Source organism: Xenorhabdus sp. PR6a (assembly GCF_028599065.1).
Lineage (GTDB): Bacteria > Pseudomonadota > Gammaproteobacteria > Enterobacterales > Enterobacteriaceae > Xenorhabdus > Xenorhabdus doucetiae.
The window spans coordinates 1-16882 of the sequence record NZ_JAQRFJ010000067.1 but is presented as its reverse complement, the minus strand read 5'-3'; the positions used below and the strand labels follow the sequence as shown (position 1 = coordinate 16882).

Annotated in this window: 14 protein-coding genes and 2 pseudogenes; 12 read left to right on the top strand and 4 right to left on the bottom strand. The window is 45.3% G+C overall.

Annotation, left to right across the window (positions count from 1 at the left end):
* The 3 genes and pseudogenes from PSI15_RS15070 to PSI15_RS15060 all read left to right on the top strand — a co-directional run.
* Window positions 1–460, top strand: a pseudogene (locus tag PSI15_RS15070) (mechanosensitive channel MscK); the annotation flags it as partial.
* A 57-nt stretch (window positions 461–517) separates the two neighbouring features.
* Window positions 518–1319 (top strand): IS5 family transposase gene (locus tag PSI15_RS15065; RefSeq protein ID WP_273584230.1). Its coding sequence is split into 2 segments (ribosomal slippage): window positions 518–781 and window positions 783–1319, totalling 801 coding nucleotides; the frame shifts between segments, so codons are not numbered across the junction.
* Window positions 1320–1332: 13 nt separating this feature from the next.
* Window positions 1333–2238 (top strand): annotated as a pseudogene (locus PSI15_RS15060) (mechanosensitive ion channel domain-containing protein); the annotation flags it as partial.
* A gap of 13 nt (window positions 2239–2251) precedes the next feature.
* Here the strand turns inward: PSI15_RS15060 and rsmS are convergent.
* Both rsmS and priC read right to left on the bottom strand, forming a co-directional pair.
* Entirely contained in the window at window positions 2252–2416 is a 165-nt protein-coding gene (rsmS, locus tag PSI15_RS15055; RefSeq protein ID WP_273584229.1) for a pleiotropic regulatory protein RsmS, read from the bottom strand.
* Window positions 2417–2438: 22 nt separating this feature from the next.
* On the bottom strand, window positions 2439–2981 hold the full coding sequence (gene priC, locus PSI15_RS15050) for a primosomal replication protein (RefSeq protein WP_273584228.1): 543 nt from the start codon (window positions 2979–2981) through the stop codon (window positions 2439–2441).
* Window positions 2982–3129: 148 nt separating this feature from the next.
* On the opposite strand from priC, the gene apt reads away from it, so the two are divergent.
* The 9 genes from apt (at window position 3130) to PSI15_RS15005 (ending at window position 13592) form a co-directional block, all read left to right on the top strand.
* A complete protein-coding gene (gene apt / locus PSI15_RS15045; RefSeq protein WP_273584227.1) occupies window positions 3130–3681 on the top strand; it encodes an adenine phosphoribosyltransferase in 552 nt (183 codons plus the stop codon).
* A 107-nt stretch (window positions 3682–3788) separates the two neighbouring features.
* Window positions 3789–5699, top strand: a complete 1911-nt coding sequence (dnaX, locus tag PSI15_RS15040; protein ID WP_273584226.1) for a DNA polymerase III subunit gamma/tau — start codon at window positions 3789–3791, stop codon at window positions 5697–5699.
* A 48-nt stretch (window positions 5700–5747) separates the two neighbouring features.
* A complete protein-coding gene (locus PSI15_RS15035; protein ID WP_045968991.1) occupies window positions 5748–6077 on the top strand; it encodes a YbaB/EbfC family nucleoid-associated protein in 330 nt (109 codons plus the stop codon).
* A complete protein-coding gene (gene recR / locus PSI15_RS15030; protein ID WP_273584225.1) occupies window positions 6077–6685 on the top strand; it encodes a recombination mediator RecR in 609 nt (202 codons plus the stop codon). The genes PSI15_RS15035 and recR overlap by 1 nt, the downstream gene beginning before the upstream one ends.
* A gap of 205 nt (window positions 6686–6890) precedes the next feature.
* A complete protein-coding gene (gene htpG / locus PSI15_RS15025; RefSeq protein WP_273584231.1) occupies window positions 6891–8780 on the top strand; it encodes a molecular chaperone HtpG in 1890 nt (629 codons plus the stop codon).
* 190 nt (window positions 8781–8970) lie between these two features.
* The gene (adk, locus tag PSI15_RS15020; protein WP_273584224.1) at window positions 8971–9618 is read left to right on the top strand and encodes an adenylate kinase; all 648 of its coding nucleotides are present in this window, start codon (window positions 8971–8973) and stop codon (window positions 9616–9618) included.
* Window positions 9619–9839: 221 nt separating this feature from the next.
* A complete protein-coding gene (gene hemH / locus PSI15_RS15015) occupies window positions 9840–10802 on the top strand; it encodes a ferrochelatase (protein ID WP_273584223.1) in 963 nt (320 codons plus the stop codon).
* A 165-nt stretch (window positions 10803–10967) separates the two neighbouring features.
* Entirely contained in the window at window positions 10968–12080 is a 1113-nt protein-coding gene (gene wzz(fepE), locus PSI15_RS15010) for an LPS O-antigen length regulator Wzz(fepE) (RefSeq protein ID WP_273584222.1), read from the top strand.
* Window positions 12081–12281: 201 nt separating this feature from the next.
* The gene (locus PSI15_RS15005; RefSeq protein WP_273584221.1) at window positions 12282–13592 is read left to right on the top strand and encodes an inosine/guanosine kinase; all 1311 of its coding nucleotides are present in this window, start codon (window positions 12282–12284) and stop codon (window positions 13590–13592) included.
* 74 nt (window positions 13593–13666) lie between these two features.
* Here the strand turns inward: PSI15_RS15005 and ybaL are convergent, their stop codons facing one another.
* Window positions 13667–15382 (bottom strand): YbaL family putative K(+) efflux transporter, encoded by a 1716-nt coding sequence (gene ybaL / locus PSI15_RS15000; RefSeq protein WP_273584220.1) that lies wholly within the window; start codon window positions 15380–15382, stop codon window positions 13667–13669.
* A 239-nt stretch (window positions 15383–15621) separates the two neighbouring features.
* Window positions 15622–16839 (bottom strand): MFS transporter, encoded by a 1218-nt coding sequence (locus PSI15_RS14995; RefSeq protein ID WP_273584219.1) that lies wholly within the window; start codon window positions 16837–16839, stop codon window positions 15622–15624.
* Between the last annotated feature and the right edge of the window lie 43 nt (window positions 16840–16882).

The following is a 16882-nucleotide window of genomic DNA, read 5'->3' as shown; positions in this document are numbered from 1 at the left end:
TAAATATCCTTTACGGCTGTCTGATGATGTGATTGGGCAATGTACCGTTTTGATCTGTCTGTTCTTTATCTTCCTGTTTCTTTTGCCATTCTGCCGGTATGTATGGCGTGAAAAAAGTTCCCATATGATCCGCAACATCGTCGTCACGGCATTAACATTTGCCCCGCTGATATTAATGGTGTTGCTGATATCGGGTTATTTCTATACAACTCTACGTTTGGCAGAACGTTGGTTCTACAGCCTGTATTTACTGTTTCTCTGGCATATCAGTTATCAAGCCTGTTTGCGGGGGTTAGGCATTGCAGCGCGTCGCATTGCCTATCGGCGTGCTGTTGCCCGGCGCCAATCGCTGACGAAAGAAGGGGCAGAAGGAGAAATGATGGAAGAGCCACCAATGGCCTTGGATCTCATCAATCAACAGTCATTGCGTTTAACCACTATGGTGCTGTTTTTGATCTTTTTAGAACCTATTCAGAATTTTTTTAAACCAGAACGATTTTTCATATAAACTACGGGGATGAGAAAAATTTATGCCAGTGACATTAGTCGAGAAGTGTTCATGGAAATTGAACCCCTGCTGCTTAGCAGCAGGAAGCGCACACGCCCCAGAAAAACCGATGTTTATGAGGTATTTTGTGCATTATTATATTTACTCAAGAGCGGCTGTCAGTGGGATATGCTGCCCAGCGATTTTCCCGCCAAAAGCACAGTTTATTACTACTTCAAACTCTGGAAAGAGAAGCCGTCAGACACAGAACCCAGCCTGCTTGAGCAAGCTTTAAAAAAATGTCGTTGGCGAGGCCCGTATCAGCCATGGTCGGAACGTCAACACCACTTTCGTGATAGTTGACTCGCAAAGTGTTAAGAACACGGACACCGCGCGTGAAAAAGGGTATGGCGCGGGTAAAAAGGTTTCCGGTATCAAACGACACATTGCGGTGGACAATCAGGGTTTACCGCATGCGATGGCCGTCACGACAGCCAATGTGACGGACAGAACAGGTGCCCTGATAACTTTTACCCGGCATAGGAAATCGCTTTCTTGCGTAACGAATATCTTAGCGGACGGGGGTTACACGGGAACAGCCTTCGCAGATGATGTGCATCATATACTGGGCGCGACCGTCGAGATCGCCAAACGGAGTGAACTCCATACTTTCAAGGTAATCCCAAAGAGATGGGTAGTCGAACGTTCGTTTGCCTGGCTAGAAAAGTGTCGGCGGCTGTGGAAAAACTGTGAGGGGGATTTGAATACCAGCCTTCAGTTAGTCAACTTAGCATTCCTTGCTTTGCTTTTGCGCAGGAAAGATACTGAATAGACACTTAGGGGCATTTTATTGGATTTGGTCTGATCTGGTGACGGTATTTTCTTACCTTGATGGGATCAATTTGTGGCAATACAGCACGGCGACAGAACTGGGCAATGTTCTGCAACACGTGACCTTAAAAGATTTGGTCCTTTCAATCGCCATGTTGGTCATTTCATGGATCATGATGAGAAACTTGCCGGGTCTGCTGGAAGTCCTGGTGTTATCCCGTTTGCAGTTACAACAGGGATCTTCGTATGCCATTAAAACAACATTGACTTACTTGATCATTGGCGTTGGCGTCATTGCTGCGTTAGGAACATTGGGAGTTTCATGGAATAAATTACAATGGTTGGCGGCGGCACTTTCAGTCGGTTTAGGTTTTGGTTTACAGGAAATTTTTGCCAACTTTGTTTCGGGTCTCATTATTTTGTTTGAACGCCCCGTCCGTATTGGCGATACCGTAACGATAGGCACTTATTCCGGTTCGGTCAGTAAAATCCGCATTCGTGCGACGACGATTACAGATTTTGACCGTAAAGAAGTGATTATTCCTAATCGGGCATTTGTGACGGAGCGTCTCATTAACTGGACACTTTCTGATACCATTACGCGCATTATTATTAAGGTTGGCGTCGCATATGGCTCTGATCTTAATAAGGTCAGAGAGGTTTTGTTACAAGCAGCGAGTGAAAACACCTGCGTCATGAGTGAGCCGGGGCCACAAGTCTACTTTATGAATTTTGGCGCCAGTACACTGGATCATGAGTTGAGGCTCTATGTCCGGGAATTGGGCGACCGTAGCCGGACGGTTGATGAAGTCAACCGCAGTATTGATAAATTATGCCGGGAAAACGGCATCAATATTGCCTTTAATCAGTTGGAGGTTTACTTACATAATGGGCAGGATGATATGCAGTCTGAGAGGTAAACATTCATCCAACTTATTCCTCGGACTGTTGAGTCTGTTTTCCCAATTTCCCTTGAAGATCGTGTTTGACGATTTCTAATGCTGCCAGAGCGATAGCGGGGGGAACCTCGTTACACTCAAGCAGATAAATAAGATCCACTGCAAGTTGTATTTCAGGGGAGGCTTGTTCCAGGGGCATTGTTGTTCCTTGTTTTTTATGATTAATCTGAATTCTCTTGTTTCTCTATCGATTTTTCGATCCGCATTAATGCCTGACGACAACGGGCGAGCCGGCCAGCTAAGGCGGCGATTTCTTTTTGCAGTTTATGCTGGTTGGCAAGCGTCGTTTGTTGGTCTAACTGCAATTCCCTGTCATTGACCATGGCCATTAAACGGCGTTCGTAATCCTGATGTTCTGCCAGACGTTGATAAAGATCCCGTTCTTGTGATCGATGCGCAAATTTCTCTTCCTGTTTTCGCAGCGTCTGGGTTGCTATTTCGCGTTTAAATGCCTCGATTTGTGCCACTAAACGTTCGGCAAGGAATTTCACTTGTTCAATACGAGAATCGTTTACACAGTCGCTGAGTTGCTTCATATTTTGTCTGATTTCTTGCAGGTATCCACCGAGTTTATTGCTGCGATGGTGGAATAGTACCTGATCAAAACGGGCGCTGGTAAAAGGAAGGTCGGGCAACAAAGCAAGCTCTTTTTCCAGAATACTGACCTGTTTTTCAAGTGCACCTAATAAATTTTGTATGCCCATTAGCATCTCATTATCATCAATAATTGGTTCGGGATAAGGTTTGACTTAAGTCAACAAAATATAAGCAGCAATTTGCTTTGCAGTTGCTTTTTTTCGGTAGTTTGCATAGATTTTACCGTTTTCTTTTTTAACTTGGCTGGCATCGATTATGACCGCTAACGCGCAACAACTGCAATTAATTAAAGATAGTATCGAAACAATTCCTGATTATCCAAAGGCGGGGATCCTTTTTCGTGACATTACCACCTTGCTCGATAATCCAGCAGCCTACCAAGCGACAATAGATTTATTGGTGGCTCGTTATCAGCATCAAGGCATCACGAAAATTGTGGGTACTGAAGCACGTGGTTTCTTATTCGGCGCGCCTGTTGCACTGCGTCTGGGAGTGGGTTTCGTTCCTGTTCGTAAAAAAGGTAAATTGCCGCGTGAGACGTTGAGCGAAACTTACGATCTGGAATATGGTACAGATACCTTGGAAATCCATAAAAGCAGCATCAAGGAAGGGGATAAAGTTCTGGTTATTGATGATCTGCTGGCAACGGGTGGGACGATTGAGGCGACAGTACGCTTGATTCGTCGTCTGGGTGGTCAAGTTTCTGAAGCGGCATTTATCATTGGATTACCGGATTTAGGTGGTGCTGAACGCTTGAAAAAACAAGGTGTTGACAGCTACACGCTGGTTGAATTTTCCGGCCACTGATTATTCTGTTTTTTACATTATTAATACATATTGGCACATCAGCCTCGCCGTTAATGGGGAGGCTGTGCTAGCATGATAGACAGTCATGTTCAATTTCCTCGGTATTCATGAGCTATCAGGTACTTGCCCGTAAGTGGCGCCCACAAATATTTTCTGATGTGATTGGTCAGCAACATGTGCTGACTGCATTGGCGAATGGTCTCGAACACCAACGCCTTCATCACGCTTATCTTTTTTCCGGCACTCGTGGCGTGGGAAAAACGACTATCGCACGTCTGTTGGCAAAAGGGCTGAATTGCGAAACGGGTATCACAAAGACGCCGTGTGGTCAGTGTGCCAACTGTCTTGAAATTGAACAGGGGCGGTTTGTTGATCTGATTGAAATCGATGCCGCTTCCCGAACAAAAGTAGAAGATACCCGCGAGTTGCTGGATAACGTCCAGTATGCCCCTGCCCGTGGTCGTTTCAAAGTCTACCTTATTGATGAAGTTCACATGCTTTCCCGCCATAGTTTCAATGCCTTGTTAAAGACATTGGAAGAGCCGCCGGAACATGTGAAATTCCTGTTGGCAACGACCGATCCACAGAAACTGCCCGTGACGATCCTGTCACGCTGTTTGCAATTTCATTTGAAAACACTCGGTGTGGATCAAATCAGTAGTCAACTGGAACATGTGCTCAATGCTGAGAAAATAGAGAGCGATGTGCGTGCCCGTCAGCTTCTTGCCCGTGCCGCAGATGGCAGCATGCGTGATGCCTTGAGCTTAACGGATCAAGCCATTGCACTTGGTGGGGGAACGCTGACATCAGAGATCGTCAGTCAAATGCTGGGTACGCTGGATGATGACCAACCCTTGGCGATCATTGAAGCGTTGGTGCGTGCCGATGGTCAACAAATGATGGCTCTGGTGGAGCAGGCGGCAACTCGCGGTGCGGATTGGGAAAACCTGCTGGTTGAGACATTGTCGCTGTTGCATCGCATTGCCATGCTCCAACTGTTACCCCAACAACCTGAAAGTGAGCCTTCTTCAACAGAAGGGCGGTTGCGTTTGCTGGCAAGATCCATTTCCCCGACGGATTTGCAGTTTTATTATCAAGCATTGCTGGTAGGGCGCAAAGAACTTCCTTATGCGCCGGAACGACGGATGGGCGTTGAGATGGCACTACTGCGCGCCTTGGCTTTTCATCCCAAAACGGTCATTGAGGAAACTTCACCACCTGCGGTGGTGGAAAACCTTGCCGCGCCAGTTGGGGGAGCAACTGGTGCGCCGCCTCCAGCTCCGTTGGGCAGTGAATCCATCGCAAACAGCCCAACCGCGAAACTATTGCAAGCGAGAAATACACTGACTCGTCAAGGGAATACGCCAGCAAAAAAGCCTGAACCGGCAGAGTCTGCGAAGGCGAAGCCGGCAAGTTCGGCGCTGGAACGACTGGTGGCGGTGGCAGAACAGCGGCCTCAATCTTACCTTCCTGAAACACAGGAGCCTAAACCGGTAAAGAAAGAGGCGTATCGTTGGCGGGCAACGAATGCCAGAGAGGAGAAGCCGCGTCCGACGACGACACCAAAAACAATTAAAGCGGCACTGGAGCATGAGAAGACCGCCGAATTGGTCGAAAAGCTGGCTCTGGAATCGAAACAAAGGGATTCATGGGCGGCAGAAATTGATAAACTGCGTATTCCTAAATTGGTTCAGCAAGTCGCATTGAATGCGTTTAAAGAACAGATTGATGAAAATCGTCTTTGTCTGCATTTACGTTCAAAGCAACGCCATCTCAATTCAGCATCGGCTCAGAAAGCGCTGGCGGAAGCATTAAGTGAATTGCATGGAAAATCGATTGAACTCAGTATCGTTGAAGATGATAATCCTGCGGTAAAAACGCCTCTGGAGTGGCGCCAAGCCATTTATGCAGAAAAATTGGCACAAGCGCGTCAATCCATTATTTCGGATAAAACGATTCAAACACTTCAGCAACTATTTGATGCCGAATTGGATGAAGAAAGTATCCGGCCTGTTTAACTGCCGCAGTGTATTTGTATGCTGTGGCTATAGCGAAGAGAGAGAATTATGTTTGGTAAAGGTGGTTTGGGCAATTTGATGAAACAGGCCCAGCAGATGCAAGACAAGATGCAGAAAATGCAGGAAGAAATTGCAAATCTGGAAGTAACAGGCGAATCCGGTGCAGGGCTGGTAAAAATCACCATTAACGGTGCACATAACTGCCGTCGTGTTGAAATCGATCCCAGCTTGATGGACGACGACAAAGATATGCTGGAAGATCTGATCGCCGCAGCATTCAATGATGCCGCTCGTCGCATTGAAGAAACCCAGAAAGAAAAAATGGCCAGTGTTTCCAGCGGAATGCAATTGCCGCCTGGGTTTAAGATGCCATTCTAATGCAGACCAGCCCTCTTCTTGAATCTCTGATGGAAGCCCTGCGCTGTTTGCCCGGCGTAGGCTCAAAATCTGCGCAGCGGATGGCATTTCATCTATTGCAGCGAGATCGCAGTGGTGGAATGCGACTGGCACAGGCACTGACGCGAGCCATGTCGGAAATTGGTCACTGTCAGGATTGCCGGACATTCACGGAACAGGAACAGTGCACGATTTGCGCCAATCCCCGCCGTCAGCAGAATGGTCAGATCTGTGTCGTGGAAAGTCCCGCCGATATTCATGCCATCGAACAAACAGGTCAGTTTGCAGGACGGTATTTTGTCCTGATGGGGCATTTATCGCCGCTGGATGGTATTGGGCCAATGGATATTGGTTTGGATCGGTTGGAAGCGCGTTTATCTTCTGAAACTTTGTTAGAAATTATTCTGGCAACCAATCCCACTGTCGAAGGAGAGGCAACGGCAAACTATATTGCGGAAATGTGCTCTCAATATCGTGTGACCGCCAGCCGAATTGCCCATGGTGTTCCTGTGGGTGGAGAGCTTGAAATGGTGGATGGGACAACATTGTCTCACTCGTTGGCTGGCCGTCAAAAAATCACGGATTTGTGATTTCTCTGCCAATTTAAATGGGTCATTCCAATGGATGGTGTTGCTGATTATGCCGCCATCCATCGCCGATTGACTGGCTTATCTAACAAATTTTACATTCTTCTTGCTTGTCATAACTTGAAACTTTCCTTATCTATCCCCATTTGATTACCATCGTCCGATTTTACATATCTGAACTGGATTTAGATTGAGGTAATAAATGAGCATGAAAGATCAGGAAACCCGTGGATTTCAGTCTGAAGTCAAACAACTGTTGCAATTGATGATCCACTCTCTCTATTCCAACAAAGAAATTTTTCTCCGCGAACTGATTTCAAACGCCTCTGATGCGGCTGACAAATTGCGCTTCCGTGCATTGTCCGCGCCTGAGCTGTATGAAAATGATGGTGAATTACGTGTTCGTCTGGCGGTTGATAAAGAGCAGAAAACCATCACCATCAGTGATAATGGTATCGGCATGTCCCGTGATGAAGTGATCGATAATCTGGGAACGATTGCAAAATCCGGTACTAAAGCATTTCTTGAATCCATTGGCTCTGATCAGGCAAAAGACAGCCAATTGATTGGTCAGTTCGGTGTTGGCTTCTACTCTGCCTTTATCGTTGCGGACAAAGTTACCGTGCGTACCCGTGCAGCAGGCGCACCGGCTGAACAAGGGGTGTTCTGGGAATCAACGGGAGAGGGTGATTACACCGTTGCGGCTATTGAAAAAGCCGGGCGTGGTACAGAAATCACCCTGCATTTGCGCGATGGGGAAAGCGACTTCCTTAATGACTGGCGTCTGCGTTCTATCATTGGCAAATATTCTGATCACATTGCCTTACCCGTTGAAATTGAAACCGAAACTAAGAACGAAGAAGACGACTCGGTTACTGTCACCTGGGAAAAAATCAACAAGGCTCAAGCCCTGTGGACGCGCAGTAAAAATGAAATCAGTGATGAAGAATATCAAGAATTTTATAAACATATCTCCCATGATTTTACTGACTCTTTGACCTGGAGCCATAATCGCGTTGAAGGTAAGCAAGAATACACCAGCTTGCTGTATATTCCTGCCCAGGCGCCGTGGGACATGTGGAACCGCGAACATAAACATGGTCTGAAACTTTATGTACAGCGTGTATTCATCATGGATGAAGCTGAACAATTCATGCCAAATTACCTGCGCTTTGTGCGTGGTCTGGTCGATTCCAACGACCTGCCGTTGAACGTCTCCCGTGAAATTTTGCAAGACAGCACCATCACACGTAACCTGCGCAGCGCGCTGACTAAACGTGTATTGCAAATGTTAGATAAACTGGCAAAAGACGACGCAGAAAAATATCAGACCTTCTGGCAGCAATTCGGCCTGGTGATGAAAGAAGGGCCTGCCGAAGATGGCGCCAACAAAGAAGCCATCGCCAAATTACTGCGCTTTGCGACCACTCACAATGACAGCGCCGCGCAAACCGTGTCTCTGGAAGAATACGTTGGCCGCATGGCCGAAGGGCAGGAGAAGATCTATTACATCACGGCAGACAGCTATGCTGCGGCGAAAAATAGCCCGCACTTAGAGTTGTTCCGCAAGAAAGGCATTGAGGTTCTGCTGCTGTCTGACCGCATTGATGAATGGATGATGAGTTATCTGACTGAATTTGAGGGTAAGTCACTTCAATCTGTCAGCAAGTCTGATGAATCCCTCGACAAACTGGCGGATGAAAACCAGGCGGAACAGGAAGAAGCCGATAAAAAACTGGCGCCCTTCGTTGAGCGCGTGAAGACGCTGTTGGGTGAGCGCGTGAAAGAAGTGAAGCTGACACATCGTCTGACTGATACGCCTGCTATCGTCACAACGGATGCGAATGCCATGAGTACGCAAATGGCGAAGCTGTTTGCGGCAGCAGGTCAATCGGCGCCAGAAGTGAGTTATAACTTTGAGCTGAATCCGGAACACCTGCTGGTTAAGAAAGCGGCTGATATTGATGATGAAGCTCAATTCGCCGATTGGATAGAATTGTTGCTGGATCAAGCCCTGTTTGCCGAACGTGGCACATTGGATGATCCAAACCAATTTATTCGTCGAATGAATCAATTATTATTGGCTGAAAAAGCGTAATTTTATTGAGATAAATGATAAAAAAACCACGCTTCAACGAAAAATGGGGCGTGGTTTATTTTTTGACGTGGTTTATTTTTTGATTAGTGCGAAAACGTTTACCTGTTTTCTTGAGCCATCCCCTATTCAAATGGTATGGTGGTACGTTTTCTTTAAAATATGAAAAGCAAATAGCAAGGGGATTTACGCAATGCGTATTATTCTGCTGGGCGCACCAGGCGCCGGTAAGGGGACTCAGGCACAATTTATCATGGAGAAATATGGGGTTCCCCAAATTTCGACAGGTGATATGCTGCGTGCCGCAGTAAAAGCGGGCACTGAATTGGGTTTGAAAGCAAAAGAGTTGATGGATAATGGCAAGCTGGTGACTGATGAACTGGTCATTGCCTTGGTTAAAGAGCGCATCAAACAAGATGATTGTCATAATGGATTCTTGTTGGATGGGTTCCCGCGCACTCTTCCTCAGGCCGATGCCATGAAAGAAGCCGGTATCAAGGTTGATTATGTGCTGGAATTTGATGTTCCTGATGCCATCATCGTTGAACGTATTATTGGCCGTCGTGTGCATGCGCCATCAGGCCGTGTTTACCACATCAAATTTAATCCACCAAAAGTGGAAAACCAAGATGATGTGACGGGCGAAGCGCTGACAATCCGTAAAGATGATCAGGAAGATACGGTCCGTAAACGTCTGGTTGAATACCACGCACAAACTGCACCTTTGGTTTCTTACTATCAGCAAGAAGCGCAGGCGGGTAACACACAATACTTCAAACTTGATGGGACTCGTCAAGTCGCGGAAGTTAGCGCAGAGCTGGCGAACATTCTGGGCGAATAATTTCGTTGTACCTTGAATGATTACCCCCAGAGACTTTGGTCTTTTACCCGAAAGATGAAGGGGATACTTCTCGGATTATTAAAACAGGCGGCTTTCATACCGCCTGATTTTTTTTGCGGCTTACTTATACCCGATGAAAAATTTACTCCATGAAATGTTACATGTCGCTATCATTCATGTTTTATACTAGATTGTCAGTCATTTTGATGGAGCTCTGAGGAATGAGTAGCAAGAAATATGGTGTCCTATTAGTCAATCTGGGTACACCTGATGCGCCAACACCAGCAGCAATAAGATGTTATCTGGCAAAGTTTCTCAGTGACAGAAGGGTCGTTGATATCCCGCCATTGATTTGGAAACCGATATTACATGGTTTTATTCTTCCTTTCCGTTCTTATCGAGTGGCTAAACTTTATCAAGAAATTTGGGGAGAAGAAGGCTCTCCATTATTAGTTTACAGTCGCCGCCAGCAGAAGTTATTGGCTGAAAAGTTGGCTGTTCCCGTTGCGTTGGGAATGACTTATGGCTCTCCTTCTTTACCCCAAGCCATAGACAGTTTGTTGCAGCAGGGGATTGATAATCTGATTATCCTGCCACTTTATCCTCAATACTCCAGTACAACGTCGGCAGCGGTTTTTGACAGTATCAGTAAAATATTGCGCGAATATCGGACAATTCCTACTCTGTATTTTGTCCGTAGTTATGCCACGCATCCCGCTTATATTGCGGCATTGAAGGAAACCATTGAGCAGAGCTTTGAGAAACAGGGTCAACCTGATCGCTTAATTGTGTCCTATCATGGTATTCCTGAACGTCTGGCAAAGATGGGGGATATTTACCCACAGGAGTGTAAGGCGACGACTAAACTGTTGAGTCAGGCACTGGATTATCCGGCAGATAAAATTGTGATGACCTATCAGTCGCGTTTTGGTCGCTTACCGTGGTTATCGCCTTATACCGATAAGACCATGGCATCATTACCCAGTCAGGGAGTAGAACATGTCCAGGTGGTGTGTCCGGGGTTTGCGGCTGATTGTCTGGAAACATTGGAAGAGATTAAGCAACAAAATAAAGTTATCTTTTTAAATGCAGGTGGGAAAAAGTTTGAATATATCTCTGCACTTAATGATAATGAAGCCCACATTTCCTTGCTGAAACAGTTAGTCAATAATGTCATGAAATAACTTGTTATTGCTTGTTATGGGACATTATCACACATAGTGAATAGCAGACATTGATCGTCGTATGATTTCAGGGATAGGGTTTTAAAACCCAGTAAAGACGATAAGTGAGAAACAACGCTTGCATATCAATGAAAAGAAAAATTATTTGGATTGGACATATAGATAATGAGTAATAAACCTATTAAACACCCCGATTTTTATGAAGAGCAGGCAAATTATTATCATCCAGCGCGGGAAGATGAAATTGATTTATTTGAATTATGCTCGGTACTCTTCCAATCAAAATATTTGATTATTGCAGTCTCTTTCGTTCTTGCGATGATTGGTTTCGGTATCGCCTCATTTTTGCCGCAAAAATGGACCAGTACAGCTGCGGTGGTGAAACCCGGTTTGGAAGAGTTTCAACCATTGAAAAATTCGTTAACGGATTTACATGTTCTAAGTATTGATCCTAAAGTAACAGAAGGATCACTGTATGATCGGTTTATTGAAAACTATAACTCACGTGTATTACGTGAAGAATATTTGGTTAATACCGATTACTTTAAGGCCTTGCTTGCTAAGAATCATGATAGTTCTGAGCAGGAAAAAAGAAGACTAATTGAGAAAATTGTTAATAAAAACATTGTCATATCTTTGCCTAAGAAAGATAAAGAGGATGATGTTGTTAATGAAGCTAAACTTTCTTTCAGTGCTGACAATGCAGAAGATGCTTACAATCTATTAAGCGGCTATATCAAATTTGTCTCTTCGATGGTTCGTAACCAAGTGAAAGAAGAGCTGAATGATATGGTTCATCAGAAACTGGAGTATTCACAAAAGCTTTATGCCCTTGATTTGGACCGTATCAATAATATGCGTAGCGTAGATATTGAGCGATTAAAGTATGCAATTTCTATTGCTGATTCTGCCGGGGTGAAAAAACCAGTATCAAACGGCGGGGCGATGATCAAGGATGACCCGGATTATTCGATTGCACTGGGTTCTGATGCGTTGCAACGTAAATTACAGATTACTGAAGAAGTCACTGATCCTACTAAAATTGATGCCGACCTGCGTAACCGCCAGTTGTATATCAAAAACTTAGAAAAAATGAATGTTGATCCCACTGATTTCGCACCATTTAAGTATATGCAGGAACCTTATCAACCAACGACAAAAGATTCACCTAAGCGTTTGCTGATTTTGATTGGGGCGGGCTTTATTGGTTTTATTTTATCTGTCATGTATGTTCTGCTACGCCACATGGTACGTAGTCGTCAGAAACAAGAGGCTTAATATCCTCTTAATGAGATCATGGTCTGATAGCTGACATTCCGACAGTCAATGCCGTAAAAGCATTGGCTGTCTTCGTTTTCATCGCGGTATTTTTTATTTCGATCCAGTATTGTGACACACGGCATTGTAACACACTGTATTGTGCTAACGAGGTATTGTGCTAACATGCGGCATATTTTGGCGCTATAGCAGCAATGAGTTATGAAATTCCCTGGTAAACGTAAATCTAAACACTATTTTCCGGTCAGTTTAAGAGATCCTCTGCTCCAACCCATCAAAGAGATGATGGATACCGAAAATAACCGAGCCTATATTGTTGGCATTGACCAGATATTGGTTGATATCGAAGCCAAAGTTGATGAGGATTTTATTCAACGTTATAACCTGAGCCAGGGACACTCCTTAGTCATTGAAGATGATGTCGCTGAGGCGCTCTACAAAGAGTTGACAGACAAGAACCTTATCAGCCACGAATTTGCGGGTGGCACCATCGGCAATACCTTGCATAATTACTCTGTCCTGGCTGACGACAAATCTGTCTTGCTGGGCGCCATGTGTAATAATATCCAAATAGGAAGTTATGCGTATTGTTATCTTTGCAATACCTCCAGCCGTATGGATTTAAATCATCTTCAGGGCGTTGATGGACCTATTGGCCGCTGTTTTACTTTAGTGACGGAAAATGGCGAAAGAACATTTGCTATCAGCTCGGGTTTAATGAATCAGCTTCGCCCAGACAATATTCCTGAACACATTATTGCGGAAGCATCAGCTTTGGTGATCACCGCTTATCTGGTGCGTTGTAAGCCGGGTGAACCCATGCCGGAAGCGACGATGAAAGCCATTGAGTATGCGAAGAAGCATAATGTACCGGTTGTTTTGACGTTAGGAACAAAATCTGTCATCGCAAATGATCCGCAGTGGTGGCGCGATTTTCTGGCTGAAAATATTTCTGTTGTTGCGATGAATGAAGATGAAGCTTGTGAATTGACAGGTTTCAGTGATCCTTTATTAGCGGCTGATATGGCGCTCAATTGGGTGGATTTGGTGTTGTGTACCGCCGGTCCTGCTGGTTTGTATATGGCGGGTTACACTAATGAGGAGTACAAACGCCAGACATCTCATCCTTTGTTGCCAGGCGCGATTGCAGAATTTAACCGTTATGAATTTAGTCGGGCGATGCGTAAGGTGGATTGCCAAAATCCAATGCGGGTCTATTCCCATATTGAACCCTATATGGGCGGACCTGAAAAAATCATGAATACCAATGGTGCCGGAGATGGTGCATTATCTGCATTACTACATGACATCACCGCCAACAGCTATCATCGTATGAATGTGCCGAACTCCAGTAAGCATGTTCGCTCTTATTTAACCTATTCTTCTTTGGCTCAGGTATGTAAATACGCTAACAGAGTGAGTTATCAGGTATTGAGCCAGCATTCTCCGCGTTTAACCCGTGGGTTGCCGGAAAAAGAAGATAGTCTGGAAGAGTCTTACTGGGAACGTTGATTCTGGTCGCCTGATATATTGTCTTAATTGTATTATTGGAATATCCCCACGTTATGGGGATATTCCTTGATTAGTTAGGTTGATGATGGCGTTGCGGGTGAATGCAATGCAGGTGGTGCCATTGCACAACCCGCTTCATATTCTTCAGGTAGTGCATCAGCCATGGCCCGTGCGATTTCATGCTCACCAATGATAATGTGGTCAGTGCCACGCTCCGTAATATAAGTGACTTCATCATCATAATGAGCTCGAACAATGATGCTAATATCTGGCCTGATTTCTCTGGCATTCGCAACAATTTCGCCGGCTTCATAACCATTGGGGATGGTCAGGAATAACGTACAGGCACAATCCAGTCGTGCCAGAGCCATGATCTCTTTATTAGCGGCGTTGCCTATGATTGCACTGATGCCCATTTCACCTAACTCTTCAAATCTGGCCCGTGTATCTTCAATAACCACGACGGGAAAGTGCTTTTCTTGTAAACGCTGGCAAAGCTGATGACCCACCCGGCCATAACCCACCACAATCGCATGACCACAAATATCAACCGGGATCTGGGTTTCTTCTTCCAGCGTTTCTTCGAGTAATTGTTCTTCAATGGTTTCTGTTTTTTCCAAATAGCGATCCAGCAAGCTGAATAGAACAGGATTCAACATAATGGAAATAATGGCACTCGCTAATACAAGGTTACGGGCTTCGCCATCCAGAAATCCCAGCGTGACGCCAAGCCCGGCGAGGATAAAGGCAAACTCACCAATTTGGGCGAGGCTGGCAGAGATAGTCAGGGCGGTACGTCGTGAATGCCCAAACATTCTGACCAGCAGCATGGCAGCCAGTGACTTGCCAATGATAATAATGACCAGCGTGCCCAAAATAGCCAGAGGCTGTTGCAGCAGAACCATCGGGTCAAACAGCATGCCAACGGAAACAAAGAAAAGAACGGCGAAAGCATCCCTTAACGGCAGAGTATCTTGTGCTGCCCGATGACTCAATTCTGACTCGTTCAATACCATACCCGCGAAGAATGCCCCAAGGGCAAATGAAGCATCAAAGAGTGTCACTGCACCATAAGCAACACCCAATGCAATGGCAAGGACAGCCAGCGTGAATAATTCACGGGAGCCTGTCCCGGCGGTTTTCGCCAGTAACCAAGGAATGACACGTCGGCCGACGAAAATCATCAATAAAATAAAAGCAATGACTTTGCCAACGGTGAGAGATATCTTGAGCAGTAATTGGCTCAGGTTGGCATTGTGGCTGTCCATAATTCCTGCCGCCGCCGGGAGTAATACCAACGTCAGCACCATAGCCAGATCTTCAACAATTAACCAACCAATGGCAATTTGCCCCCTTTGACTATCAACGAGTTGCCGCTCTTCCAATGCCCTGAGCAACACCACCGTGCTGGCGGTGGACAGACACAGGCCAAATACAATGCCGCTGCCTAATCCCCAACCGAGCAGCATTGATAATCCGGCACCCAATAAAGTCGCGACGGCAATTTGGGCGATAGCACCGGGAATGGCAATGGATTTGACGGCTAACAAATCTTTAAGTGAAAAATGCAGACCGACACCAAACATCAGTAAAATCACGCCAATTTCTGAAAGTTCTGGAGCTAACGATGTATCGGCAACAAAACCAGGGGTAAAGGGGCCTGCTAGTACACCTGCGACAAGGTATCCTACCAGAGGGGAGATTTTCAGACGCTGTGCAAGCATGCCAAGCAGATAGGCAAGAACAAAACCACCAACAATGGTCGTGATAAGAGGTGTCGAGTGCTCCATCAAGGCTCCTTCTGGGTAGCGAATAGCATAAATTGTATGGTTAGGTGAGGTAATAATCTATTTTATAAATAATTAAAGATGAGATTACAAAAAAATATATTGAGTGGTAAAAAAGAGAATAATCTACATAAATACTATTTTAATGTAATTTTATGTAGATTTTGCCATTATTTACGCAGGTTTACAAAGAAAAATAGCGTAATAATTACGGTGACTATCCCGATGTTTTCTTGGTATTTTTAAGTGTTTTTTTCTATATTTGGCAAGAACAGCGTAAAAAAACCAAGAAGTGGCAAAAAGGCACAAATTTTGTAAACCAATTCTATGCTGGTCTTATCTGCGACATAGCCAAGTACGGCAGCCCCAATACCCCCCATACCAAAGGCCAGACCAAAGAACAAACCTGCAACCATGCCTGTTTTGCCGGGAATAAGCTCTTGGGCATAGACTAAAATAGCCGAAAAGGCAGAGGCCAATATTACGCCAATAATGACGGTGAGTATGCTGGTCCAGAATAAGGATGCGTAAGGTAACATCAGAGTAAAAGGCGCGACACCAAGAATGGAACCCCAAATAACGTATTTCCGGCCTATCTTATCCCCCACCGGCCCGCCAATCAGAGTCCCTGCCGCGACGGAAAACAAAAAAAGAAATAGATGGATCTGGGCGCTTTGCACTGACACGTCAAATTTCTGTATCAGGTAGAAAGTATAGTAGCTACTGATACTGGTCAGGTAAAAATATTTGGAGAAAATCAGCAACAGAAGAATAGCAAATGAATTGATGACGGTTTTTCTGGGCAGGTTTGGCAGAGAAGCGGTTTTAGCCGACAGCGGCGTTATGGCCCGATGTTGCATCTTATACCACTGGCTGACTTGCAAGAGAATGACGATAGCCAATAGTGCAGCCAGAGAAAACCATCCAATATTTCCTTTGCCGTAAGGCGCAATGAAAATCGCTGCTAACAGTGGGCCGAGTGAGCTGCCTAAATTTCCCCCTACCTGAAATAAAGATTGTGCCAATCCATGACGCCCGCCTGAAGCCATGCGTGCGACGCGTGATGATTCCGGATGAAAAACCGATGAACCCGTCCCCACGAGTGCGGCGGCCATTAATATGACAGAAAAACTCTCAGCATAAGCTAATAGCAATAAACCCGATAAGGTAAATCCCATGCCGACAGGCAATGAATAGGGTTGTGGATGTTTATCGGTATACAAACCGATAAGGGGTTGTAACAGGGATGCGGTAACCTGATAGGTCAGTGTTATCATGCCAACCTGAATAAAACTGAGGGTAAATTCAGATTGCAGCAGTGGATAAATCGCCAGAATCAACGACTGAATCATATCGTTCAGCATATGGGATAAGCTGATGGCACCGAGAATGGAAAAAACGGTCCGATGGTTTTTTGTTGATGATGTTGGCAAAGGGACGGTTTGACTTTTTTCACTCATTCTTTTCACTCACAGTTATTCGCTTATCAAGGTTATTATCAGC

Bases quoted from the DNA above. Each gene is read 5' to 3' on its own strand.
- rsmS (WP_273584229.1), bottom strand. From the start codon at position 2,416: ATGCCCCTGGAACAAGCCTCCCCTGAAATACAACTTGCAGTGGATCTT.
- priC (WP_273584228.1), bottom strand. From the start codon at position 2,981: ATGGGCATACAAAATTTATTAGGTGCACTTGAAAAACAGGTCAGTATT.
- apt (WP_273584227.1), top strand. From the start codon at position 3,130: ATGACCGCTAACGCGCAACAACTGCAATTAATTAAAGATAGTATCGAA.
- dnaX (WP_273584226.1), top strand. From the start codon at position 3,789: ATGAGCTATCAGGTACTTGCCCGTAAGTGGCGCCCACAAATATTTTCT.
- PSI15_RS15035 (WP_045968991.1), top strand. From the start codon at position 5,748: ATGTTTGGTAAAGGTGGTTTGGGCAATTTGATGAAACAGGCCCAGCAG.
- recR (WP_273584225.1), top strand. From the start codon at position 6,077: ATGCAGACCAGCCCTCTTCTTGAATCTCTGATGGAAGCCCTGCGCTGT.
- htpG (WP_273584231.1), top strand. From the start codon at position 6,891: ATGAAAGATCAGGAAACCCGTGGATTTCAGTCTGAAGTCAAACAACTG.
- adk (WP_273584224.1), top strand. From the start codon at position 8,971: ATGCGTATTATTCTGCTGGGCGCACCAGGCGCCGGTAAGGGGACTCAG.
- hemH (WP_273584223.1), top strand. From the start codon at position 9,840: ATGAGTAGCAAGAAATATGGTGTCCTATTAGTCAATCTGGGTACACCT.
- PSI15_RS15005 (WP_273584221.1), top strand. From the start codon at position 12,282: ATGAAATTCCCTGGTAAACGTAAATCTAAACACTATTTTCCGGTCAGT.
- ybaL (WP_273584220.1), bottom strand. From the start codon at position 15,382: ATGGAGCACTCGACACCTCTTATCACGACCATTGTTGGTGGTTTTGTT.
- PSI15_RS14995 (WP_273584219.1), bottom strand. From the start codon at position 16,839: ATGAGTGAAAAAAGTCAAACCGTCCCTTTGCCAACATCATCAACAAAA.